A 17,358-nucleotide genomic window follows, 5' to 3' on the forward strand; every position below is an offset into this window, starting at 1 on the left:
ACAACATTATTGGTCTATGCCAATCTGAAGTGAGCCGCTGTGGACCACGCTGGTCTGACACGCCGGAAAACGAAGGGACATCAGTGGAGGAAGTACAGCAGTTCCCCGAAAACGGCGGAGGAAGCCCCAGCGTCGAGAGCGCTGCAGCGGGTGCCTCTGCGTTGAAGGCAGATGCCACTGGGCCTTCGGAAACCACTCCGGCGGTCCTTGGCCTGCACATCGGCGGCTCCAAGACCCACGCTGTCCGGTGGGATGCCACCCACGCAAACGGTGAGGGCATGGAAATCACAGAAGCGAGCGCCAACCTCTCCTCCGTGGGCCACCAAGGAGCCGACGCAGTCCTGCGCAGAATCGCCGCTAGTGTGGGAAGCGGAATCGAGGCCGTGTGCGCAGGAGCTGCGGGCGCGGACACCCCGGCCAGCCGGGCAGTTCTGTCCGCCCTGCTGACCGAACACTTCCCTGGTGCCCGCATAGAGGTGGTCCATGACACCCGCATCGTTCTCGCTGCAGCAGGCCTGGACGCCGGCGTTGTCCTGGTTGCAGGTACCGGTTCGGTAGCCTGGGGCCGGAACGGGGACGGAATTCAAGCCCGCAGTGGAGGCTACGGCTACTTGCTGGGCGACGAGGGCGGCGGATACTCCGTGGTGCGGGACGCGGTTCGAGAAGCCCTGCGGGAGTACTACGCCGGACTGGAACCTGGCACCATGGTCCGCGCGCTCATGGCAGCCACAGCGAACGTGGACGCCTTGCAATTGATGGACTCCTTCTACGCGAAGCCGGAACCTGACCACTGGGCAACCCTGGCTCCCCTGGTTCTCGAGCTGGCGGCTGAGGGCGATCACGCCGCGGTCCGGATCCAGGCTGAAGCCGCACATCACCTTGCGGCGTTGGCTCGACAGGTCCTTGGCGAACTCGGCCTGGACCTGCCCCTGGTCATGGCGGGCAGCCTGCTGGTGAACCACAGCGAACTCGCCGGCGCCGTTGCCAGGAAAGTCTCCTTGGAGGATCCCTCATCAATCCGGATCCTCGCCCAAACACCGGTCCACGGGGCGGTTGAACTGGCACGGCAACTGATTAAAGCCTGACGCGCGAACAGGTGATAGGCACAGGTAACCGGAGTAGTCTGGAGCCATGCCTTTCACGATCGGTGGCTGGTGATGGTGACGCGATCCAAGCAGCGGTGGCTGCCTGCCGTGGTGGTTTCGGTTGTTGCCGCGATGACTGTGGCGTTCGGCTCCATCCAAGCCGGTGCCGCTGCGTCCTTGCCTGACAAGACCGCCGAAGAAATCCTGGCAATGGTGGCACACAGCGAGGTCCGCGATTTCTCCGGCACCCTGGAACAATCCGCGGCGTTGGGATTGCCGGAAATGCCGGCTGCCGGCCCCGGAACCACCCCAGGTGCAGTCCCGGCCATGGAATTGTTGACCGGGACCCACACGGCCCGCGTCTATGTGGACGGCCCGTCCAAGGCCCGTTTCCAGGTCATGGACCGCATGGCCGAGCGTGACGTGGTTGTCAATGGACGGGGCGTATGGTTCTACAATTCGACGGATAACAGCGCCGTCCACTTCACGGCACCGATGCCCACCGGAGCAGTAGACATGGCTCCCCGGGACTTGCCCACGCCCGGGTCCATGGCAAACCGTTTGCTGGCAGGCATTGAAGCCAGCACAGAGGTCTCGGTTGACGAGTCTTCTACGGTTGCCGGCCGGAGTGCTTACCGGCTCAGCCTGCGCCCCCGTGCCGCCTCCACCCTGGTTGACTCCGTGGCAATCGACGTCGATGCTGAAACAGGCCTGACGCTGGGTGTGGAAGTCAGGGCCAAGGGTCAGGAGGACCCCGCGTATTCGCTGGCATTTACGGAGCTGAGCCTGACTGTCCCCGAGGCTGCCCTGTTCGAGTTCACCCCGCCCCCAGGGTCCACCGTGACGGAGAAGGTCCTGCCCGCCAGGCCCGCACCTGCCATGGCGGCACCCACGGCGCCCACGCCCCAGGACAGCCAGAAACCCGACAGACCCCGACCCACCGTGATTGGTCAGGGCTGGGACGCAGTCATTGCCCTGCCGGCAGGCGCTGCGCCGGCAGCGTTCACGGCCAATCCGCAACTGGCCCAGGCACTGCAACCAGTTTCCGGCGGCCGGGCGTTGACGACGTCACTGCTCAGCGTCCTGATTCTCGACGACGGCCGCGTCTTTGCCGGCATGGTGCCTCTGGAACGGCTTCAGTCAGCGGCTGCCGCCCTGTGAGCGAAGCCGCCCCCAGAGACTTTGCCATAGAAACGCACGGCCTCATCAAGCGCTTTGGTCACCGCTCCGCCGTCAAGGGAATCGACCTTGCGGTTCCGCGCGGCTCTGTCTACGGCTTCCTTGGTCCCAACGGTTCAGGTAAGACCACCACTATCCGGGTGCTGCTGGGACTGGCTTCGGCAAGCAGCGGCGAGATCCGCGTGCTCGGCCAGGACATGCCGAAGTCGCTCGCCGTGGTCCTGCCTGAAGTCGGCGCCCTGGTGGAGGGCCCCGGTTTCTATCCGTTCCTCTCGGGACGGGGCAACCTGATGCGCTTGGATTCGGCCGACCGCCATGCTTCATCCTCCACCAGGCGCCAACGGGTCAATGACGCACTGGAGCGTGTGGGGCTCGGCCACGCTGCGGCCAAGAAGGTCCGCACCTATTCTTTGGGCATGAAGCAGCGGCTTGGCCTTGCCAATGCAATGCTCCGGCCGCGGGAACTGCTGGTCCTTGACGAACCAACCAATGGACTGGATCCCCAGGGCACGCGTGAAGTGAGGAGCTTGGTTCGTTCCCTGGCCGCGGGCGGGACCACAGTGTTCGTTTCCAGCCACTTGCTCGCTGAGGTGGAACAAATGTGCACGGACGTTGGGGTGATGAGCGCCGGGCGTTTGGTGGCCCAAGGTCCCTTGGAGGAGCTGCGCTCGGCCGGGCAGGCCCGCGTTGTGGTTCAGACGCCCGACGCCGAACGTGCTTCCAGCGTCCTGGCCCGCCTCGGGTTGGTCCCTGGCGACGCTCCCGGCACCGTGAGCCGCCCGGGAACCACAGCCCTGCTGGGCACGGGGCTTAGTGGCTTGGCACCTGAAGCGATTGTGGCCGCACTGGTTGAAGGGGGCGTCAGGGTCCGTGGCTTCGCTGTGGAAAATGCGAGCCTGGAAGAACGCTTTGTGTCTTTGACCGGGGAGGGGTTCGACGTTGTCGGCTGAATCTTCCGGGCAACGGCCCCCGGCGTACGTCCGGCCGGCAGCCGGTTGGGCACTGCTGGGCTCCGAGTTGTCAGTGCTGTTCCACAGGCTCCGCACGTGGGCCATGCTGATCGCCCTTGCTGCCGTTCCCCTCCTGATTGCCGTGGCCGTCAAATTGTCGTCCCGACCCACCACACCCGGACGGGGACCACTCTTTCTGGATCGCATCACCCAGAACGGCCTCTTCGTTGCCGTGACTGCTTTGGTGGTGTGCGTTCCTCTGTTCCTGCCGCTGACTGTTGGAGTGGTGGCCGGTGACACCATCGCCGGAGAGGCGAACGTTGGAACCCTCCGATACCTCCTGTTGGCTCCAGCGGGGCGGATCCGCCTGTTGTTGGTCAAATATGCCGGAGCCGTCGTCTTCTGTTGCGCCGCCACTGCTGCCGTGGCAGCGTCCGGCGCCTTGGCCGGCGTCGTACTTTTTCCAGTAGGGCCGGTGACGCTGCTGTCCGGTGACACGATCAGCGTAGGCGAGGCCGGCGTGAGGACCCTGCTGATTGCTGCCTACATCACGGTCTCGCTCCTGGGGTTGTCGGCAATCGGCCTGCTGATTTCGACCTTCACGGACGTGCCTGTCGGAGCAATGGCCGCCACCATCGTCCTTTCAGTCGTTTCACAGGTATTGGACAACCTCCCCCAGCTTGAGTGGCTGCACCCGTGGCTTTTCAGCCATCATTGGCTGGGATTCGCCGATGTGCTGCGGCAGCCGATCTCCTGGGCATCCTTTGCCGCGAACGCCGTCCTCCAGGCCGGTTACATCGCCGTCTGCGGCGCGCTGGCCTATGCAAAATTCTCCACCAAGGACGTGTTGTCATAGCTTTGTCGTAGGCTCTTGTCATGGCCAGATTCTTTGACGTTCACCCTGAAGATCCACAACCACGCGCCATCGGCCAAGTGGTGAATATGCTCCAAGGCGGCGGCCTGATCGCCTACCCCACCGACTCCTGCTACGCGCTGGGGGCGCAGATCGGCAACCGGGAAGCCCTGGACCGCATCAGGACCATCCGGCACCTGGACGACAAACACCACTTCACCCTGGTGTGCAAGGACTTCGCCCAGATGGGGCAATTCGTCATGCTGGACAACGACATCTTCAGGAGCATCAAGGCCGTCACCCCCGGCAGTTACACCTTTATCCTCCCTGCCACCCGCGAAGTGCCAAAACGCCTGCTGCATCCCAAGAAGAAAACCGTGGGCGTCCGCATTCCCGACCACAAGGTAGTCCAGGCACTGTTGGCCGAACTTGGTGAGCCTTTGCTCTCCAGCACACTCCTGTTGCCGGATGAGGAAGAGCCGCTGACCCAGGGCTGGGAAATCAAGGAGCGCCTGGACAACCAGGTTGATGGTGTCATTGACGCGGGCGACACCGGCTCGGAACCCACCACCGTGATCGACTTCTCCAGCGGAGTCGCAGAGGTGGTGCGGCGCGGCATGGGCGATACTTCGCGTTTCGAGTAACCCCAGCCGGCGGCTGGTTCCGGCACTCAGCCTCCCGGCTTACTCCTCCGGCTTGCGTGCCCGGCTCGGCTGAACACGCATCGGCTCGCCCGGCATTTTGGGGAATTCCGGCGGGAAGGGCATCTCACCCTGGCCGTTTCCGACGTCCCGCTCCCACCAGGACAGCAGCACGTCGATATCGCCCGGGTGATCGTGCATGGACGACCACGGGTCGCCGGTCTTCGCCAGTCGGTCCGGAACCGTGGCGATGGTGTACATAGCGGGATCGGCACTCTCCAACTCATCCCAGGTCAGCGGGCAAGAGACCTGGGCCGTGGGAACGGCGCGCGGGCTGTAGGCCCCCGCTATGGTCCGGTCCCGGTTGGCCTGGTTGAAGTCCACAAAGATCCGCGTCCCGCGTTCCTCTTTCCACCACGCGGTGGTGACCTTGTCCGGCATACGCCGCTCCAACTCACGGCCAGCGGCGATCACCGCATGGCGCACGTCAAGGAATTCGTGCTTGGGGTGGATCGGCGCGTAGACGTGCAGTCCGCGGTTGCCCGAGGTCTTGATGAATGCTGTCAGGCCGGCTTCTTCCAGCACTGACCGGAGCTCCAGGGCGGCCGGGATGGCGTCGTCGAAATCGGTTCCCGGCTGGGGATCAAGGTCAATCCGCAACTGGTCCGGATTATCGGGGTCATCAGCCCGGGAGGCCCAGGGGTGGAAGACCACAGTGTTCATTTGCGCCGCCCATACCGCTGCAGCAGGCTCATCGATCACCAGCTGCGGATGGGACCGGGCGCTGGGATAGGTCACGGGGACGGAACGGACATAATCCGGAGCACCCTTGGGCGGATTCTTCGAGAAGAACATCTCGCCCTCGATGTTGCCCGAATAGCGTTGAAGACTGATAGGCCGATTCCCGTTGGCGGCGACGAACGCCTCTCCGACGTCGATGAGATAGTTGGCGAGGTCCAGCTTGGTCAATCCCGCCGCGGGCCACATCACCCGGCTTGGACTGGAAATCCTGACCTCCCGGGGGCCGTGGGGACCGGGCACTGTAACGGTGGTTGCTTCGCTGGCCATGGCCACAAGCTACCCCGTTAATGGCCCACACGTCAGCACCCACGGTATTTTCGGTGTGGTGGGCAATGATGGAGATATGGCAAGCACCGAAACACCCCTCACCATCGCTGTCGGAGAATCAAACATCTCCGCCATCCACCTCCGGCCGGAGAACCCTTTCGCCACCTTGGCGGTGGCCCACGGCGCCGGCGCAGGAATGGAACATCCCTTCCTCCAGGGTTTCGCCGAAGCCCTGGCTCATGAGGGCGTAGCTACCCTGCGCTTCAACTTTCCCTACCGCGAAGCGGGACGCCGGTTCCCTGACCGTCCGCCGCTGTCCATCTCCACTTGGCGCGAGGTGATGGCTGTGGCCGCTGGGCTTGGTGACGGCGGCCCTGTCTGGGCGGGAGGAAAATCCTTCGGAGGGCGCATGGCATCCATGGCTGTGGGTGAGGGTATGCCTGCCCGCGGACTGGTGTACCTCGGCTACCCTTTGCACGCCCCGGGCAAACCGGAAAAGCTGCGCGATGAACACCTCTACGGCATCAAGGTGCCCATGCTGTTCCTCCAAGGGACGCGCGATACGTTTGCCACGCCGGAATTGTTGGAGGCCGTGGTGGAAAAGATAGGCCCGACGGCGACACTCCAGTGGAGCGACGGGGGTGACCATTCGTTCGCGGTGAAGGGCCTTAAACGCGGGGCGGCCGAGACCGGGGCATCGCTGGCACCGGCGGTGGCTGCCTTCATGCGCGCAAACTGACCTGGCAGGCAAAACCCTGCTCCGAGGCCCCGGACTACTTTGGCACGGGCTCGTGGCGAAGGTAGGCCCGCCGGAAACGACCCGTGCCGGCGGTGAGTGCACGCAGTTCGATGGCGTAGCGCAGGAGTTCCTGATCCGGCACTTCAGCACTGATCTCCGCTCCCTCGCCAACAGCTGCGTCAGTGCCGGTGACCCGGCCGCGCCGCCCGGAAAGATCACTCATCACCGCCCCCACGTACTCATCAGGGACGCTGACAACAACTGAGGACACAGGTTCCAGCAGCTGCATTTTGGCAGCTGCCGCTGCTTCGCGAAGGGCAAGTGCGCCGGCTGCCTGGAAGGCCGCGTCCGAGGAGTCAACGCTGTGGGTCTTCCCGCCAACCAACGTCACCTTGATATCCACCACCGGGAACCCGGCGGACACGCCCTTGAGCATTTGGGAACGGACACCTTTCTCAACACTGGCAACGAATGTTGCGGGGATCGCTCCGCCCACGATCTTGTCGGTGAACGCGAAACCCTCACCCCGGGCAAGGGGCTCCACCTCGATGTCGCAGATCGCAAACTGCCCGTGTCCCCCTGATTGTTTGACGTGCCGCCCGTGTCCCACGGCTTTGGTGACAAATGTCTCCCTGAGTGGCGTGATGACGTCCACGGTCTGCAGCTTGACGCCCTGGCCGCGCAGCCTGTCCAGGACCACCTCGGCATGGGCTTCACCCATGCACCACAGGATGAGTTGGTGGGTGTCGGGGTTGCGTTCCAAGCGAAGCGTTGGGTCCGCGGCGGCTACTTTTCCGATGCTCTTCGCCAGCACGTCCTCGTCGCTCCTTGACGCGCCTTTTATCGCAATGGGCATCAACGGCTCGGGCATATTCCACGTCTCGATCAGCAGCGGCGCTTCCCTGCCCGAGACGGTATCCCCGGTCTCGGCGCCCGCAAGTTTGCTGATGGCACAAATGTCCCCCGCGACACATTGCGGAACGGCCTTCAGGCCGGAGCCCACCGGCGCGTAGAGGTGGGTGACGCGTTCGTCAGCATCATGGTCCTCGTGGCCCCTGTCCGCGAGTCCCCTGCCACCAATATGGATCGAGGAATCTTCCCGAAGGGTCCCGGAGAAGACACGCACCAAGCAAACACGGCCCAGGAACGGATCCACGGTGGTCCGCACCACCTCGGCGGCCAATGGCCCTGAAGGATCGCAGGCCAGCGGCTTGATGGACTTTCCGTCCAATGCCATCACGGCAGGGGCGGTGCGTTCCATGGGTGAAGGCAAAGCATCAACCAGCAGGTCCATCAGCTCGGAAAGGCCCACACCGGTCTCTGCCGAGGTGGGGATCACGGGGAAGAAGCTCCCCCGGGCTACAGCTGTCTCCAGGTCCTGGATGAGGTCCGCCAACGGCAACTCCTCCCCGCCCAGGTACCGGTCCATGAGGGTTTCGTCCTCGCTCTCGGCGATGATCCCTTCGATTAATGGCCCACGAGCCTCATCAACAGAGGTCACTGGTGCCTGATCCCCATCGGAGGGGGCACCAAGGATTGCCACAAGACCGGCATTGCCCACCGCAGGAAGGTACAACGGCAGGACTGCTTCCCCAAAGGCCTCCCGGCACCGCACGACGGCGGCACTGAAGTCGCCGCGCGGATGGTCCAGTTTGCTGATGACCACGGCCCGTGGCATGCCTACTTTCCCGCATTCGCCCCACAGGGCCACGGTCGCGGCATCGATGCCCTCCACTGCCGACACAACAAAAAGGGCCGCATCGGCAGCCCTCAAACCAGCCCGCAGTTCACCGGTGAAATCGGTGTAGCCGGGAGTGTCGATCAAATTGACCTTGACACCGCCCACCGCAATTGGGGCCACTGACATGCTCACGGACCGTTGCTGGTGGATCGCGGAAGGGTCGGAATCGCCGACTGTGGTCCCTTCGCTGATGGATCCCATCCTGGTGATGGCCCCCGTCGCGGCGAGCAACGATTCCACCAGCATGGTCTTACCGGCTCCCGAATGGCCTACGAGGGCGACGTTCCGTATTCGGGCCGGTTCACTTGCTGCCAGGGCCGCTCCAGTGTCACTCCTTCGGGCCTCCGGCATTCCGGTTGCGCTTGCCTTTGGCGTTTCCCGTGCGCTCCTCGCGGACATGGGCACCTCCTGGTGCTGATTCCCGGCAGGAGTCCGAACACGTACGGTTCGAACCCTTTACAGGATTGGACACCCTGGGCGGCCACAAGGCAAGGGCTCGCGGGGGCAGTACCTGCCGCTGGCCGGCGGCCCGTTGTTGAAGAGCGCGGAGCGCAGTGTGTGCTGCACACTAAACGGCCAGTATCCCCCACAACAACCACGCAGAAGCTGCAGCGCATCCGAGGATCACCACGGTGAAGCCGGCCAACCATACGAAGGCCGGAATGCCCGTGGTTCGGCCCAGAATGAAGGCGTCCGATGCCGCCAGCCTGTCCCGGCGGCGGGTGTGTACCCCGGCCAGTTTAAGGAGGTCGCGGACGCCCCCCACCGAGAGGGCAACGCCAAGTGCCAGGACGACGTAGTTCACTGCGGCAGGAGTAGCGAACAGGATCAGCAGTTGGGCAGTTGCCGCGCTCACCACAGCCACCAAAATGCCGGTGGCGTTTCTGAGGAAGATCAGCGAGACCAGCAGGATCAAAGCCCCTACGGACATCGCCGCCCCGGAACGGCCCGCCGCGAATGCGGCGATCAGTCCAAAGCCAACCACGGCAGGCGCCGGGTAACCCCAAAACCCCGACCAAGCCGCACCGAACGCACTGCGTCCACTGCTGACCAGCCGCCCGGAATGGTCAAGACCGATCCGGAGTCCGTGGACAAATCGCCCGGTCATAAGTGCTGCGTAGGCGTGGCCAAGCTCGTGCACGAAGGTGACGTACAAGCCGAACCAGCGCCAAGTGATGCGCGGAATGCTCAGTACCACCGCACATGCCAGGATCCCCAGCAGGGCCGGTAGCGGGACCGCTGTGGTCTGGACGTCCGTGAATCCGCGGACCACCGCCTCCCACCATGTATTAAGGATGGTCATGGGGCTTTCCGGATCCCCGGCACCATCAACGTCACAGCACAGTTGACTGCAGGCGCGAATGCAAACCGGCGACGAGGATCTCGAGGCCGAAATCGAAGGCTGCCTCGCCGCGTTCACCAGCCGGTCCTGCGAAAGCCAAGGCATTGGTGAGGGCAGGGTACCCCTGTGCCGGTGGCGCCCAGACGACCTCCGGCGCTGCGAGGTCCAAGGCAAAACCCAGGGCGAAACTGTCAATGGTGGAAATCGCCGACATCACGTCCCTGCCGCGGAACCCGGCGGCTTCCAAAGCAACAGCCAGGTCCTCGTAGAGTCCCATCACCTTGTCATCCTGCACTGTTTGGAGCACCAACAGTGGCGCGAGTTTTGGATGGCGTGCGAAGGCGTCGCGGTAACTGCGCACAATCGTGCGAAGCGAAGCTTCCCAGTCGTGCCCGTCCTCCAGCGCATAGGGGCTTTCGGCGATGATCCGGCCACGCATCAACTCAAGGATTTCTTCGCGTCCGCTGACGTGGTTGTAAATGGAGGACTGGCTCACGCCGATCCGCTTGGCCAGTTTGGGCAGGCTGAAGTCCCCTGCCTCGTCCACCAACTCAAGGGCGGCGGTGACGAGTGCATCGATGGATATCAGCGGGACCAGCGGGCGTGCCATACGGGTATCTCCATTCATGTTGTTGTTACGACTCTAGCCAGAACTTTTCCTCCAGGTATTGTGCTCCGGATCACAAGGCCCTAATCTAAACGAAAGCCTTTCGCTTAATGATCGGCAATTCCCGAACAGCTTCTTCCCCCAGCCCCAGAGGATCCCCATGTCTGACCTCGAAACCCGCCCGCCGGCAGCAGATGCCGGCAACGGGCTCAAACGCAATGCGATCGGTACCGGCGGCATCGCCTTCTTGGTAATCTCCGCCGCGGCACCCCTGACAGTGATGGCCGGCGTAGCCCCTGTGGCCATAGGCATCGGGGGCATCGGCGCCCCTATGGGCTACGTCATTGCCGGAGCAGTCCTGCTGGTCTTCGCCTTCTCCTTCATGGCCATGACCAAGCACGTCAAAGCAGCCGGTGGTTTCTACACCTACATCAGCCTCGCCATGGGAAGGACCGTGGGTTTGGCCGCGGCCATCCTGGCTATCGTGTCCTACAACTGCCTCCAGATCGGCGTCTACGGTCTGTTCGCCGTCCAAACACAAGCCATGCTCCGTACTCTCTTTGGCCTCGACGTGCCTTGGCCCGTGGTCGCCTTGGCAGCCATAGCCGCAGTCTGGCTGCTCGGATACCGCGGCATTGACGTCGGCGCGAAGGTCCTTGGCGTCCTCCTCATCGCAGAAACTGCCATTTTGGGCGTCATGGGCATCGCGATACTGGCCCAAGGCGGAGCTTCCGGCATCAGTTTTGCCTCTTTCACCCCCGAACACGCCTTCACCCCCGGCGTCCTGGCCATTCTGGCGATCTGTTTCGCGGCCTTCATGGGCTTCGAATCCACCGTGCTGTATCGGCGCGAGGCCCGCAACCCGGACAGGTCAGTCCCCCGCGCAACCTACATCGCCGTCGGATTCATGTCCGTGTTCTATGCCTTCATCGTCTGGACCGTCATCCAGGCCTTCGGGGACGGAAATGTTGTTGCCGCTGCCGGTGAGCTGGCCGACGGAATGTTCTTCGCCACCATCAACCAGTACGTCGGCCCGTGGGCCGAGGTGATCATGTACGTGCTGATCGTCACCAGCGTCTACGCCTCACAGCTGGCCTTCCACAACGCCATCAACCGCTATGTCTACATGCTCGCCAAGGACGGCGTCCTCCCCGCCTTCCTCGGCAGGACCCATCCCAAATACAAGTCCCCGCATCGTGCCGGTCAGATCCAGACCGTGCTGGCCGCCGTCGTCATCATCATATGCGCCATCGCCGGCGCCGACCCGTACAAGCAGCTGCTGATCTGGGTGAATACTCCAGGCATCGTGGGGATTGTTGCCCTGCAAGGCCTGGTTTCGGTAGCGGCGATCATCTACCTGCGCCGGAATCCTGATGCCGTGACCCACCGGCTTCTGGTGCCGGTCAGCGTAGCCTCTGCCATCCTGCTATTCGGAGTGGTGGCCCTGATCGCGATCAACATCGAACTCCTTACGTTTGCCGATGCCCTGACCAACGCCCTCCTCCTGCTGGTGACGCCCCTTGTTTTCCTTGCAGGCTTGCTGATCGCCCGGCGCCTGCGTACCACCCGACCTGACGTTTTTGCACGGATTGGAAGCTTCGAAAAACATGACTCCTGACCTCATAGTCCTCGCCGGCACCATCCACACCATGGACGGCCGTGGCACTGATTCCCTCCAGGCAGTTGCCGTCCGCGACGGCGTGGTCACCGCCGTCGGAAGCCGGAGTGACGCCCAGGACTGGGCACACGAGGGCACCCGGGTGGTGGACCTTGGCAACGCAACACTGACCCCGGGGCTGGTGGACTGCCATATCCACCCTGTATTTGGCCTGGACCTGACCATAGGCGTTGATTTATCAGGCGCCGCCACACTGGATGAGGTGCGCGCGCTGCTTCAGTCCCAAGCACAGCACGACGGCGGCTGGTTGCGTGGTTGGGGCCTGAACCCGAACGCGTTTGGCAACGTCCCGTTGCACCGCAGTGTCCTGGACCGGGTCAGCGGAGAAAAACCCGCGATGATCCGCTTGTTCGATGGCCATTCAGCCCTGGCCAACAGCCAGGCATTGGAGTTGGCAGGCATCCATGGCAGGTACGAATTCGAGCAGGCATCGGAGGTGGTCTGCGATGCAGACGGCGTCCCCACCGGCCTCCTCCTCGAAGCAGCCGCCATGGAACTGGTCCAGCGGCACATCCCCAAGGAGTCCTTCGGCGAACGGAAGGCCAGGCTCGCAGCCCTCCTGCAGGACTTCGCCAAGTCGGGACTGACCGGCGGGCACATCATGGACCACAGCGAAGAATCCGCACGTCTTTTACAGGCTTTGGAGGCCGACGACGGGCTGCCTTTGCGGCTGCGCAGCGCTCCTTGGTGCATGCCGGGCAGCAATGAGTCCGATTGGAAGGAACTTGCCCGCTCTGTGGGAACCGGTGGCCGGCGGTGGTCGGTGGAGGCCATCAAGCTGTTCGTCGATGGAACTGTGGACAACGGAACCGCATGGCTTTACGAACCCGATATCTACGGACAATCGACTGCTCCGTTCTGGCCGCGACCTGAAGAGTACTCGGCCGCTGTCAGCTACTTCGCCTCCCGCGGCATCCCTACGGCCACGCATGCGATCGGAGATGCCGGGGTGGAGCATGTCCTGGATGCGTTGGAATCGTTGCAGGGAACCGTTCCGGCAGATGTCCTCCGCCGGACGGTCCACCGCATTGAACACATCGAGACAGTTCCGGACAGACTTGTGGAGCGTTTCAGGGGTGCGGGAGTGGTGGCCAGTATGCAACCAACACACTGCACCCACTACTCAGCAGCGGACCACAGCGATAATTGGTCCACCCGCTTGGGCGCCGAACGTGCCGGCCGGGGTTGGCGCTGCAGGGACCTGCGCGATGCCGGGGTGACTTTGGGCATCGGCTCGGACTGGCCAATCGCACCTTTTGCACCGCTTCCCATCATCGCGGATGCACAGTTGAGGCGGCGATCCGGACATCCCGAGCTGGAACCCATAGCGCCGGCCCAAGGGCTCACCGCGATGCAGGCCCTGGAGGGTTATACCTCGCACGCGGCAAAAGCTGCCGGCCTGTGGGATGTTTCAGGCTCCATTACAGTGGGCAAGCGGGCAGACTTCACAGCCTTCGAAGCTGACCCCCTGACCACCGACCCCGACGAGCTCGCCGCCAGTGTGGTCCTTGGAACGTTCGTGGACGGGGAGATCCAGTTCATGCTGGAGCGACTGGCCTAGCGGGACGGCCCTGACTGCATCCTGTTCTTGGTCCTGGCGGTGGCCGTCGCAGTCCAAGGGTCTTCGGGCCAGGGATGCTTGGGGTAGCGCCCGCGCATCTCGGCCCGGACCTGGGAGTACGGGCCGGACCAGAAAGAAGCGAGGTCGTCAGTGACCGCCAGCGGCCTGCCGGCCGGGGACAGAAGGTGGAACAGCACAGGTACCCGGCCATCGACCAGCCGTGGCGTGCGGTCCCAGCCGAAGCATTCCTGAAGCTTGACCGCCACCACCGGCCTCCCGGCGTCGTGCTCGTCCCTGCCGGCGTCCGGTACCTCGGGATAATCGATCCGGATATGCGAACCGCTGGGAACCTCCAGGCGCTCGGGAGCAAGGGTATCCAGGCGGGCGGCTTCGGGCCAAGGCAACAGCCTGCGCAGGGGCTCGGCCAGGTTGATCGACTTGACCGGGCTCCCAGTGGCGATCTTTTCAAGTTCCGGGGCCAACCAGTCATCCAGCCTGGCCAGGAGGCCGGCTTCGCTGACATCGGGCCACGGCGCGCCGAGCTCTCGATGCAGCAGCGCCAACCGCCGCCGCAGGGCATCGGCCCCGGTTGACCAACCAATCATTGCCAATCCGGTTTGCGCCAATGCCTCCCCCACGGCCTTGCGCCCGGTTTCAGCGCTGGGGCGGACCGGCGTTGAGGACAAAACAATGGCGCCCAACCTGCGTTCGAGCCGTGCGGTCACTTTCCCCTGGTCAAACTTCGCCCGCACTTCATCGACCCTGGAATTCGGGGCTGCCGCTTCAGCAAGGTCCGCTGACAGGAGTGCGGCTGAGCGGATGACGGCGCCCGTTCCCGCAGCGTCACGGCCTTGGGCGCGGGAGACTTCGGCCACAGCCAACCACTCGTGCCCGGTCAACGGGCTTCCGGCTGGCAGGCCTGCCCGGGTCCCGGAGGCCAACAGGTAGGTGGTGGAGCCATCCCCGGGAACGCGACGCGCCACCCGGTCGGGGAAGGCAAGGGCCACCACGAATCCTGCCGCCTCCCTCGCTGTGACCTCCGTCCCGGGACGTGAAGGCACGACGACGGCCCCCTCCTGCCGGGCAATGGACTCCATGCGGCCGACTTCTTGGGCGAAACGGCGTGCGGCGGGGTCCGAACCCGATTTCAATGACCTGAGCAATGCCGTAAGGTCAGCGCCAGGCGGACGCTGGTCTCCAGCAACCAGGGCCACCGTTTCCGCCGCCGGACGCATGCCTACCACTGGCGAGCCGTCCAACAGGGCACGGGCAAGGCGGGGGTCGGCGGGGACGCGGGCCAGTGTCTTGCCGATTGCCGTGGCGGTTCCGTCATGGGCAACGGCGCCGAGTCCCTGCAGCACCTCGACGGCCTCTGACATGGCGCCGGGTGGGGGCGGATCAGGCAGCCGCAGGCCTTGACCTCCGGGGGCGCCCCAGCATGCAAGGACCAGCGCGGCTGAAGTAAGGTCTGCTACTGAAATCCCAGGCGTTTGGTGCGCCGGCGCAGCTGCAAAGGCCTGCTGGTCGTAGCAGCGCACTACTGTGCCCGGTCCTTGCCTCGCGGCACGGCCGGCCCGTTGATCAGCGGACGCACGCGAGCAGGAGACAGTCACCAATCCGGACATTCCACGGCCCGCATCCCTCCGGGGTTCCCTTGACAGCCCCGAATCAATGACCAACCGCACCCCGGGAACGGTGAGGGAGGATTCAGCCAGGGATGTCGAGACAATGATCCGCGGTGGCCCACCTGGTTCGCGGCCTGAAACGGCACGGTCCTGGGCGTCGGGGCCGATCTGGCCGTGCAACTCAAGTACCTCCACGCCCGGCGCAACCTGGGCCCGAAGGCGTCCGGCGACGTCGGACACTTCACGGGCTCCCGGCAGGAAGACCAGTGCGTCCACCCCAGGGTTCGCTGCCATGGCTTCGGTATGGGCGGTGGCAGCCGTTCGGGCTACGTGATCCAGGAAGGTGCGGGCCACACCCCGATCATTAAGTCTGTGCTCGCGCGCTGGAGCCCACCGGACCTCCAGGGGGAACAGTGCTGAAGGCGAGTCGATAACGGGAGCCGGTCCGCCGTCGTCGTGCCCTGTGCTGCCCTGTACCAACAGGGCGGCAAAGCGCTCCGTGTCCAGGGTGGCAGACATTGCGATCACGACGAGGTCGTCCCGAAGCTCCCGGACCTCGGCAAGCATGCCCACCAGCAGGTCTGTGTCGAGCCCCCGCTCGTGAACCTCATCCAGGACCACGGCGTGGACATCCTCCAGGCCGGGATCATTGAGGAGGCGACGCAGGAGGATGCCTGGGGTGACGAATTCCACCACGGTCTCCTGGGTGGTCTTGCTCTCGCCCCGTACGGTGTATCCCACCCTGCCGCCGACACGGCTTCCGTCCAGTGCAGCGAGCCGACGTGCGGCTGAACGTGCAGCCACACGCCGTGGCTGGGTAACCACGACACGCGGGGGTGCGCTTTGCTGCTGACCGGAAAGCCGCGGTTCGGCGCGGGAGGCCCACTGTGAGAGCATGTTAGCCACCAGCGGCGGCACCAACGTGGTCTTGCCGGTCCCGGGAGGTGCCTGAACCACTGCTGCGCCACCTTGGCCCTGACGTTCCAGCGCCGCAGTCAGTTTTGCCAGCGACCCGGCAAAGACCAGCCCCTTGCCGATGGTGTCCAGTCTGAAAGTCACCACACCATTGTCCCTGTTGCCCGGCACAGGAAAGGCCACGCCGGGGTGGACCTGGCGCGGCCTTTCCTGTGGGTTGCGGGTTCTTCTGCTGTGTTTTGCAGGTTTTGCGGGCGTTTCCTAGCCGATGGTGGAAGCGTCGATGACAAAGCGGTAGCGGACGTCAGAGGCCAGTACGCGTTCGTACGCCTCATTGATCTTGCTTGCCGGGATGACTTCGATCTCGGCACCGAGGCCGTGTTCGGCGCAGAAGTTGAGCATTTCCTGGGTTTCGCGGATGCCACCGATGGCTGAACCGGCGAAGCGGCGGCGACCCGTAATCAAGGAGAAGACGTTGACGGGAAGGGGCTCAGCCGGGGCTCCAACGTTGACCAGGCTTCCGTCGAGCGTCAGCAGTTGGAGATAGGCGCTGATGTCGATCGAGGCACTGACGGTGTTGATGATGAGATCGAAAGTGCCGCCGAGCTGTTCGAACGTGGCGGGCTCACTGGTGGCGTAGTAGTGGTCCGCGCCGAGCTTGAGACCGTCCTCCATCTTCTTCAGGGACTGCGAGAGGACCGTGACCTCGGCACCCATGGCGTGGGCGATCTTGACGGCCATATGGCCGAGCCCGCCGAGTCCCACCACGGCAACCTTTTTGCCAGGTCCCGCTCCCCAGTGGTGCAGGGGTGAGTACGTGGTGATGCCGGCGCAGAGGAGCGGCGCTGCGACGTCGAGTTCCAGGCCTTCCGGGATAGTGACAACGAAGTCCTCGTTCACCACTACATGGCTGGAGTAGCCGCCCTGGGTGATGGTGCCGTCGCGGTCAACGGAACCGTACGTGCCGACGTTTCCCTTGAGGCAGTACTGCTCTTCTCCGGCAAGGCAGTTCCGGCACTCCTTGCAGGAATTGACCATGCAGCCGACGCCCACGCGGTCGCCCACCTTGTGCTTGGTGACACCGGAGCCAACTTCGGTGACGATTCCGGCAATTTCGTGGCCGGGGGCGAGCGGATACTGCTGCGGACCCCAATCGCCGCGGACGGTGTGGATATCGGAGTGGCAGATACCGGCGAACTTGATATCAATGCTGACGTCGTTGGTGCCGACTTCCCGACGCTCGATGGTGGTCAGGGTCAGGTCGCCCGTAGCCGAGGGGGCAGCGTAAGCGTTAGCGGTAGGCATGTTTCTCCTGCGTTGTGAACGTGTTGGTATTTCCATCTAACCCTGTTTTCCTGAACGCAAGGAGTTACT

General features: G+C 64.0%; 14 protein-coding genes. 8 read left to right on the plus strand and 6 right to left on the minus strand.

All coding sequences use genetic code 11. From position 1 onward, the window contains the following. Window positions 1–83: 83 nt before the first annotated feature. The 5 genes from AC6JA3_RS11040 to AC6JA3_RS11060 all read left to right on the plus strand — a co-directional run bounded on the left by AC6JA3_RS11040 (window position 84) and on the right by AC6JA3_RS11060 (window position 4,711). Entirely contained in the window at window positions 84–1,085 is a 1,002-nt protein-coding gene (locus AC6JA3_RS11040) for an N-acetylglucosamine kinase (protein WP_254779368.1), read from the plus strand. 72 nt (window positions 1,086–1,157) lie between these two features. Further along, the gene (locus AC6JA3_RS11045) at window positions 1,158–2,246 is read left to right on the plus strand and encodes a LolA family protein (RefSeq protein WP_309803379.1); all 1,089 of its coding nucleotides are present in this window, start codon (window positions 1,158–1,160) and stop codon (window positions 2,244–2,246) included. After that, the gene (locus tag AC6JA3_RS11050; RefSeq protein WP_347783395.1) at window positions 2,243–3,214 is read left to right on the plus strand and encodes an ABC transporter ATP-binding protein; all 972 of its coding nucleotides are present in this window, start codon (window positions 2,243–2,245) and stop codon (window positions 3,212–3,214) included. Before AC6JA3_RS11045 ends, AC6JA3_RS11050 begins: the two co-directional genes overlap by 4 nt. 103 nt (window positions 3,215–3,317) lie before the next feature. Further along, entirely contained in the window at window positions 3,318–4,070 is a 753-nt protein-coding gene (locus AC6JA3_RS11055; protein ID WP_431768481.1) for an ABC transporter permease, read from the plus strand. A 20-nt stretch (window positions 4,071–4,090) separates the two neighbouring features. After that, window positions 4,091–4,711 (plus strand): L-threonylcarbamoyladenylate synthase, encoded by a 621-nt coding sequence (locus AC6JA3_RS11060; RefSeq protein WP_026540583.1) that lies wholly within the window; start codon window positions 4,091–4,093, stop codon window positions 4,709–4,711. A 39-nt stretch (window positions 4,712–4,750) separates the two neighbouring features. Here the strand turns inward: AC6JA3_RS11060 and ligD are convergent, their stop codons facing one another. Beyond that, complete coding sequence (gene ligD / locus AC6JA3_RS11065; protein WP_347783397.1) at window positions 4,751–5,776, minus strand: non-homologous end-joining DNA ligase; 1,026 nt, start codon at window positions 5,774–5,776, stop codon at window positions 4,751–4,753. A 76-nt stretch (window positions 5,777–5,852) separates the two neighbouring features. Here ligD and AC6JA3_RS11070 point away from each other — a divergent pair, with 76 nt between their 5' ends. Further along, on the plus strand, window positions 5,853–6,515 hold the full coding sequence (locus tag AC6JA3_RS11070; protein WP_026540581.1) for an alpha/beta hydrolase family protein: 663 nt from the start codon (window positions 5,853–5,855) through the stop codon (window positions 6,513–6,515). Window positions 6,516–6,549: 34 nt separating this feature from the next. Here the strand turns inward: AC6JA3_RS11070 and AC6JA3_RS11075 are convergent, their stop codons facing one another. The 3 genes from AC6JA3_RS11075 to AC6JA3_RS11085 all read right to left on the minus strand — a co-directional run bounded on the left by AC6JA3_RS11075 (window position 6,550) and on the right by AC6JA3_RS11085 (window position 10,208). Next, a complete protein-coding gene (locus AC6JA3_RS11075; RefSeq protein ID WP_347783398.1) occupies window positions 6,550–8,655 on the minus strand; it encodes an elongation factor G-like protein EF-G2 in 2,106 nt (701 codons plus the stop codon). 169 nt (window positions 8,656–8,824) lie between these two features. Next, a complete protein-coding gene (locus AC6JA3_RS11080) occupies window positions 8,825–9,559 on the minus strand; it encodes a M50 family metallopeptidase (RefSeq protein ID WP_026540579.1) in 735 nt (244 codons plus the stop codon). A 31-nt stretch (window positions 9,560–9,590) separates the two neighbouring features. Then, complete coding sequence (locus tag AC6JA3_RS11085; protein ID WP_026540578.1) at window positions 9,591–10,208, minus strand: TetR/AcrR family transcriptional regulator C-terminal domain-containing protein; 618 nt, start codon at window positions 10,206–10,208, stop codon at window positions 9,591–9,593. A gap of 157 nt (window positions 10,209–10,365) precedes the next feature. Here AC6JA3_RS11085 and AC6JA3_RS11090 point away from each other — a divergent pair, with 157 nt between their 5' ends. Both AC6JA3_RS11090 and AC6JA3_RS11095 read left to right on the plus strand, forming a co-directional pair. Further along, window positions 10,366–11,823 carry an APC family permease gene (locus AC6JA3_RS11090; protein ID WP_347783399.1) on the plus strand — a complete coding sequence of 486 codons (1,458 nt, stop codon included), beginning with the start codon at window positions 10,366–10,368 and terminating at the stop codon, window positions 11,821–11,823. Next, window positions 11,813–13,444, plus strand: coding sequence for an amidohydrolase (locus tag AC6JA3_RS11095; RefSeq protein WP_347783400.1), 1,632 nt, complete (start codon window positions 11,813–11,815; stop codon window positions 13,442–13,444). Before AC6JA3_RS11090 ends, AC6JA3_RS11095 begins: the two co-directional genes overlap by 11 nt. Here the strand turns inward: AC6JA3_RS11095 and hrpB are convergent. Then, window positions 13,441–16,128 carry an ATP-dependent helicase HrpB gene (gene hrpB / locus AC6JA3_RS11100; protein ID WP_347783401.1) on the minus strand — a complete coding sequence of 896 codons (2,688 nt, stop codon included), beginning with the start codon at window positions 16,126–16,128 and terminating at the stop codon, window positions 13,441–13,443. The genes AC6JA3_RS11095 and hrpB overlap by 4 nt on opposite strands. A gap of 117 nt (window positions 16,129–16,245) precedes the next feature. Beyond that, window positions 16,246–17,289, minus strand: a complete 1,044-nt coding sequence (locus AC6JA3_RS11105; RefSeq protein ID WP_347783402.1) for an NAD(P)-dependent alcohol dehydrogenase — start codon at window positions 17,287–17,289, stop codon at window positions 16,246–16,248. Between the last annotated feature and the right edge of the window lie 69 nt (window positions 17,290–17,358).

The organism is Arthrobacter sp. TmtSoilC79 (assembly GCF_059739405.1).